Here is a 6709-nt window from a genome sequence, read left to right as displayed (position 1 = left end):
CACCTGGGGCTTCGAGGTCCGGCCCAACGAGTTCGAGCACGCCTTCCAGCCCTTGCACCAGGTCGCCATCCCCAACATCGGCCTGCTCATCGGCGAGATGTGGGACCTCGACGCGCTCGCCGCGGACTGCGCGGCCGACGGCGTGTACGAGTTCTGGCTCACCGCCGCGCCCCTGCCCATCACCGGAGCCGTCGGCTCCCCCGTCAACCCGATCGCCGTCAAGTAGCCCGCCGAACGGGGCCGGATGCGTCCTTCCCGGACAGCAACGGCGCATCCGGCCCCCCGCTCAGCCCCACCTGCCCGCCCCACGGCGGGCGAGCCGCACCCCCTGCCGCCCGACGTCGCGCGGCCCGAACTCGGGAGGAATCCCCGACATGGCAGACAGCACCATCCGCAGAGTCCTGGTCATCGGCGGCGGCGCCTCCGGCAACGCCGTGACCGTTCTGCTGCGCCGCGCCGGCATCGCCGTCGACCTCGTCGAGGCCAAGCCCGACTGGAACGCCACCACCGGCTCCGGCATCACCCTCCAGGGCAACGCCCTGCGCGTCCTGCGCGAACTCGGCGTCTGGGACCGGGTGAGCGCCTCCGGCTTCCCCTTCGGCACGCTGGGCATCACCGCCCCCGACGGCACCGTGCTGTACGTCGCCGAGGACATCAAAACCGGCGGCGACGACCTGCCCGCCACCCTCGGCATGCAGCGCCCCCGGCTCCAGCAGATCCTCATCGACGCGGTCCGCGACTCCGGGGCCACGGTGCGCCTGGGCACCACCGCCGAGCAACTGGAGCAGGACGCCGACGGCGTCTCGGTCCGCTTCAGCGACGGCACCGCGGGACGCTACGACCTGGTGATCGGCGCCGACGGCCTGAACTCCGCCACGCGTGCCGCCGTCGGCATCCCCGACCAACCCGAGCCGACCGGCATGGCCATCTGGCGCATCGCCGCCCCGCGCCCCGAGGGCGTGGAACGCACCGACCTCGCCTACGGCGGCCCGGCCTACATCGCCGGCTACACCCCCACCGGCGAGGACTCCGTCTACGCGTTCCTCGTCGAGGGCTGCCGCGAGCGCGCCGCCGTCGATCCGGCCGACTACGCCGACGAGATGCGCCGCCTGGGGCAGGAGTACGGCGGTGCCTGGCCGGAGATCACCAAGCACATCACCGACCCGGCAAAGGTCAACTACACCTGGTTCAACCGGCTGTTGGTGGAGGGCTCCTGGCACCGCGGCCGGGTGGTGCTGGTCGGGGACGCCGCCCACTGCTGCCCGCCGACCATCGCCCAGGGCGCGGCGATGTCCCTGGAGGACGCCCTGGTCCTCGCCGAACTCCTCACCAGCGGACGGGACTGGGACGACGAGCTGTTCCAGAGCTACCACGAGCGCCGGATCCCCCGGGTGCGGGCCGTCGTCGAGGCGTCGGTGCAGATCGGCCAGTGGCAGCTGGACGGCGTGCGCGACGCCGACCTGCCCGGACTGATCGGACGCACGATGAACCTCCTGAAGGAACTGCCGTGACCGCCGCCACCGTGGACGTGCACGCCCACGTCCTGCTGCCCGAGGTCGACGCCCTGGTGGCGGACCTGCCGGGCCTGGCCGAGGCCCGCGCTCTGGACGCTCGCCGCAACGGCCCCGCGGCCCTCGCCGTCAGCGGCCCCATGGTCCGCGAGCGCGCCCCGAGGATGACCGACGTCACCGCACGGCTGGCCGCCATGGACGCGCAGGGCGTGGACGTGCAGCTGGTCAGCCCGTCGCCCTCGCACTACCACTACTGGGCGGACGAGGAGACGGCCGAGAAGGTCTTCCGGCTCGCCAACGAGGCCACGGCCGCCCACTGCACGCAGGCCCCGACGCGGCTGCACGGGCTCGGCCTCGTCCCGCTCCAGCACCCCGAGCAGGCGGTGCGTGCCCTCGAACACGCCCTGGAACAGGGGCTGCTGGGGGTGGAGATCTCCAGCCACGCCCCCGGACGGGACCTGTCCGACCCGGCGTACGAGCCCTTCTGGGCCCGCGCCGAGGAGACGGGCGCCATCCTGTTCCTGCACCCCTTCGGCTGCACCCTCGACGAGCGCCTGGACCGGTGGTACCTGTCCAACACCGTGGGCCAGCCGGTGGAGAACGCGGTCGCGCTGTCGCACCTGATCTTCTCCGGAGTCCTCGACCGGCACCCGGCGCTGAAGCTGATCGCCGCCCACGGGGGCGGCTATCTGCCCACCCACGTCGGCCGCTCCGACCACGCCTGGCGGGCCCGGCCCGACGCCCGGGGCTGCGCGCACGAGCCGAGCAGCTACCTGAAGCGGCTGTACTTCGACTCCCTCGTCCACGACCCGCACGTGCTGCGGGAGCTGGTCCGCGTCGCCGGCGCCGACCGGGTCCTGCTCGGCTCCGACTACGCCTTCGACATGGGTGCCGAGGACCCGCTCGCCGCCCTGCGCGCCGCCGGCCTGCCCGGCTCCGACTTCCACGCGATCCGTGGCGCAAACGCCGCCGCGCTTCTCGACCTCGCCTGAGGAGGCCCCCCACATGTCCCACCGGCTGCTGACCCATCTGCGGCACGTCGACCTCGCCGTGCCCGACTACGACAAGCAACTCGACTTCTACTCCGGCGTCTGGGGCCTGACCAAGGTCGCCGAGGACTCCGGCCTCTCCTTCCTCGCCGCCGAGGGCAGTCCCGAGCAGTACGTGGTACGGCTGCGCAAGGCCGAGGAGAAGCGTCTCGACCTCGTCTCCTACGGCGCCGCGAGCGCTGCCGACGTGGACACGCTCGCCGAGCAACTGCTGGCGGGCGGAGTGCAGTTGGTCTCCCAGCCGGGCAAGGTCGACACCCCCGGCGGCGGCTACGGCTTCCGCTTCTTCGACATCGACGGCCGCACCATCGAGGTCTCCGCGGACGTCGCCGTACGGCAGCACCGCAAGATCGAGGAGAAGGAGTCGATCCCGGTCAAGCTGTCGCACGTCGTGCTGAACTCCCCGGACCTGGACAGGACCAAGGCGTGGTACGAGGAGCACCTCGGCTTCCGGCTGTCCGACACGCTCGGCCATCCGCACATCGGTGACGTCATGCACTTCATGCGGATCAGCAACCAGCACCACTCCATGGCCATCGCCAAGGGCCCGCACACCTCGCTGCACCACGTCTCCTTCGAGATGCGCGGCATCGACGAGTACATGCGCGGCTCCGGCCGGGTGATCCGGGCCGGCTTCAAGAAGATCTGGGGGCCGGGCCGGCACATGGCCGGCGACAACACCTTCACCTACTTCCTCGACCCGCACGGCAACACCGTCGAGTACACGACGGAGCTGGAGCTGCTGGACGAGGACACCTGGCACCCGCACGTCTACGACTTCTCCCAGCCCGAAGTCACCGACCAGTGGGGCACCGCCAACCCCATGAACGAGCTGGTCACCAAGGAGTCCTTCAACGACGTCGACCGCGGCGTCTTCGTCGCCCCGCCGGTCTGACCGGCGCAGCCCCCAGTCCCCGGGGGCGCGGTGGCCCTGTCAACGCCCTGACTCCCACGCCGCGCCCCCGGGCCCCTCGCGCCCACCCCGCACGCCGACAGGAATCCGCCATGCGCTTCGCCGCGTACGAGTACCGCAACCGACGCCACGTGGCCGTCGTCGAAGAGGACGGCACGCTCTACGCCCTGCCCGGGGTCGGCTCCCTGGCCGGTCTGCTCGCCGAGGGCGGTGGCCTGCCCGAGCTGCTGGAGGCGGGCTCCGCCACCCTGGACATCCCGGCCGGACCCCATGTCTCCGAGATACGCCTGCTGCCGCCGCTCCAGCCGCCCACCGTCCGGGACTTCGTCACCTTCGAGGAGCACGTCGAGGGCGTGCGACGGTCGGTGGACGGGGCCGCAGGGGTGCCCGAGCAGTGGTACGCGGCCCCGACCTTCTACTTCACCAACCCCTACGCGGTGTACGGCCCGCACGACGACATCCCCATGCCGCCGGGCTCGGCCGTGCTCGACTTCGAACTCGAAGTGGCCGCCGTGATCGGCAAGGAGGGCCGCGACCTCACCCCTGAGCAGGCTCGCGACCACATCATCGGCTACACCGTCCTCAACGACTGGTCCGCGCGCGACCTGCAGTCCGCGGAGATGAAGGTGGGCCTGGGCCCCTGCAAGGGCAAGGACACCGCGACCACGCTCGGCCCCTACCTGGTCACCGCCGACGAGGTGGAGAAGTACCGGGACGAGGACGGCTTCCTGCGCCTCGCGCTGACCGCGCAGGTCAACGGCGAGACGGTCGGCGAGGACCTGCTGTCCAACATGAGCTGGACCTTCGAGGAGATGGTCGCCTACGCCTCCCGCGGCACCGTCGTGCGCCCCGGCGACGTCCTGGGCTCGGGCACCTGCGGCAACGGCGGCTGCCTGGCCGAGCTGTGGGGCGTACGCGGCAGGCAGGACCCGCCGCCGCTCAAACCCGGCGACACGGTCACCCTCACCGTCGAGGGCATCGGCACCGTCTCCAACACGGTCGTCGCCGGAGCCGACCCGGTGCCGCTGCCGACCGGCCGGCGCCGGCCCCGGGAGCGGCCGTGACCGGCCTGCACCCCAAGAGACTCCTCGGCAAGGTCGTCGTCGTCACCGGCGCGGCCCGCGGGCAGGGCGCCGCCGAGGCCGAGGCACTGACCCGCGAGGGCGCCCGCGTGATCGCCACCGACGTGAGCGAGGCACCGGGCTGCCGCCGCCTCGACGTCACCAGTGACATGGAGTGGGCCGAACTCGCCGCCGAGGTGGGGGAGTCGTACGGCCGGGTACACGGCCTCGTCAACAACGCAGGTGTCACCTGGCGCGCCCGCCTCGACGCCGTGCGCCCCGAGGACATGGCCCGGGTCCACGCCGTCAACGTCACCGGGCCGCTCCTGGGCATCCAGCACCTGGCGCCGCTGATGGGTCCCGGGGCGTCGATCGTCAACGTCGGCTCCTCGGCGGCACTGACCGCCCACTACCCGGTCGCCTACACCGCCAGCAAGTGGGCGCTGCGCGGCCTGTCGGCGACCGCCGCCATGGAGCTGGGCCCGCGCGGCATCCGCGTGAACACCATCCACCCCGGCTACATCGAGACGGACATGACCGCCTCCGCCGCGCCCGCCTTCCGCGAGGCCAACCTCCACGGCACACCCCTGGGCCGGACCGGAACCGTCCAGGACGTCACTCCGCTCGTGGTGTTCCTCCTGTCCGAGGAGTCCGCCTTCATCACCGGAGCGGAGATCCCGGTCGACGGCGGACTCACCGCGCACGGCGGAGCCAAGCTCCTCTCCGACGCCGTACGCCCGAACCACCAGCAGTAGAAAGGCCTCTTCCCATGGACAAGGTGTGTGCGAGTGCCGCGGAGGCGGTCGCCGACGTTTCCGACGGCGCGTCGCTGGCGGTCGGGGGCTTCGGCCTCAGCGGCATCCCGGCCGCCCTCATCCAGGCCCTGCACGAACAAGGCGCGAGCCGGCTGGAGGTCGTCTCCAACAACTGCGGCGTGGACGGCCGGGGTCTTGGCATCCTGCTGGAGGCCGGTCGCATCGCCCGCGTCACGGGCTCTTACGTGGGCGAGAACAAGGAGTTCGCCCGCCAGTACCTGGCCGGTGAACTGGAAGTGGAACTCGTCCCGCAGGGCACCCTGGCCGAACGGCTGCGTGCCGGGGGAGCGGGCATCCCCGCCTTCTACACCCCGGCCGGCGTCGGCACCCAGCTCGCCGAGGGCGGTCTGCCCTGGCGTTACGCGGCCGACGGCACGGTCGCCGTCGCCTCCCCGCCCAAGGAGACCCGCGACTTCCACGGCCGTAGCCATGTCCTGGAACACGGCATCACCACCGACTTCGCGCTCGTGCGGGCCTGGCGGGGCGACCGGCACGGCAACCTCGTCTTCCGCAAGGCGGCCGCCAACTTCAACCCTCTGGCCGCCATGGCGGCACGGGTGACGCTGGCCGAGGTGGAACACCTCGTCGAACCCGGCGAGCTGGAGCCCGACGAGATCCATCTGCCCGGTGTGTTCGTGCAGCGGGTGGTGGCACTGACGTCGGCCGAGGCGGCCGACAAGCACATCGAGAAGAGGACCGTACGCGCATGAGCTGGACCCGCGAGCAGATGGCCGCCCGCGTCGCCGCCGAACTCACCCACGGCTCCTACGTCAACCTCGGTATCGGCCTGCCCACCCTCATCCCCGGCCACCTCCCACCCGGCCTGCACGTCACCCTGCACTCCGAGAACGGCATCCTCGGTATCGGTCCCTACCCGCGCGAGGACGAGGCCGACCCGGATCTGATCAACGCGGGCAAGGAGACGGTCACCGTGCTGCCGGGCGCGTCGTTCTTCGACTCGGCGCTGTCCTTCGGCATGATCCGCGGCGGCCACATCGACACCGCCGTGCTGGGGGCCCTGCAGGTCTCCGCCGGCGGCGACCTGGCCAACTGGATGATCCCCGGCAAGATGGTCAAGGGCATGGGCGGTGCCATGGACCTCGTGCACGGCGCCCGCCGCGTCATCGTCCTGATGGAGCACACCGCCAAGGACGGCAGCCCGAAAATCGTCGAGGAGTGCACCCTGCCCCTGACCGGCGCGGCCTGCGTCCACCGCATCATCACCGATCTCGGCGTCCTCGACGTCACCGACCGCGGCCTCGCCCTCGTCGAGACCGCACCCGGCACCACCATCGACGACATCACCGCCCGCACCGGGGCACCCGTACACGTCGACAGCGCGACAGCGACCTGCTGAGGC

7 protein-coding genes and 1 pseudogene are annotated in these 6709 nt (G+C 71.9%); all 8 read left to right on the top strand.

The annotated features are described in order from the left end of the window. Positions 1 to 226: pseudogene (locus ACYF6T_RS33655) on the top strand (cyclase family protein); the annotation flags it as partial. Positions 227 to 374: 148 nt separating this feature from the next. Then, entirely contained in the window at positions 375 to 1511 is a 1137-nt protein-coding gene (locus ACYF6T_RS33650) for an FAD-dependent oxidoreductase (RefSeq protein WP_461701274.1), read from the top strand. Continuing rightward, positions 1508 to 2503 carry an amidohydrolase family protein gene (locus ACYF6T_RS33645; RefSeq protein WP_461701272.1) on the top strand — a complete coding sequence of 332 codons (996 nt, stop codon included), beginning with the start codon at positions 1508 to 1510 and terminating at the stop codon, positions 2501 to 2503. The genes ACYF6T_RS33650 and ACYF6T_RS33645 overlap by 4 nt, the downstream gene beginning before the upstream one ends. A 13-nt stretch (positions 2504 to 2516) precedes the next feature. Then, positions 2517 to 3455 (top strand): VOC family protein, encoded by a 939-nt coding sequence (locus tag ACYF6T_RS33640; protein ID WP_461701270.1) that lies wholly within the window; start codon positions 2517 to 2519, stop codon positions 3453 to 3455. Positions 3456 to 3565: 110 nt separating this feature from the next. Then, positions 3566 to 4537, top strand: coding sequence for a fumarylacetoacetate hydrolase family protein (locus ACYF6T_RS33635; protein ID WP_461701268.1), 972 nt, complete (start codon positions 3566 to 3568; stop codon positions 4535 to 4537). Beyond that, positions 4534 to 5289: an SDR family NAD(P)-dependent oxidoreductase gene (locus tag ACYF6T_RS33630; protein WP_461701266.1), complete on the top strand. Its 756-nt coding sequence runs from the start codon at positions 4534 to 4536 to the stop codon at positions 5287 to 5289. Before ACYF6T_RS33635 ends, ACYF6T_RS33630 begins: the two co-directional genes overlap by 4 nt. Before the next feature lie 14 nt (positions 5290 to 5303). Then, positions 5304 to 6059, top strand: a complete 756-nt coding sequence (locus ACYF6T_RS33625) for a CoA transferase subunit A (RefSeq protein WP_461701264.1) — start codon at positions 5304 to 5306, stop codon at positions 6057 to 6059. Next, the gene (locus tag ACYF6T_RS33620) at positions 6056 to 6706 is read left to right on the top strand and encodes a CoA transferase subunit B (protein ID WP_461701262.1); all 651 of its coding nucleotides are present in this window, start codon (positions 6056 to 6058) and stop codon (positions 6704 to 6706) included. The genes ACYF6T_RS33625 and ACYF6T_RS33620 overlap by 4 nt, the downstream gene beginning before the upstream one ends. Positions 6707 to 6709: the final 3 nt, after the last annotated feature.

It is taken from the genome of Streptomyces sp. 7R007 (assembly GCF_054850255.1).
The sequence above is the reverse complement of the archived record's forward strand: the minus strand, read 5'-3'. Positions and strand labels throughout refer to the sequence as shown.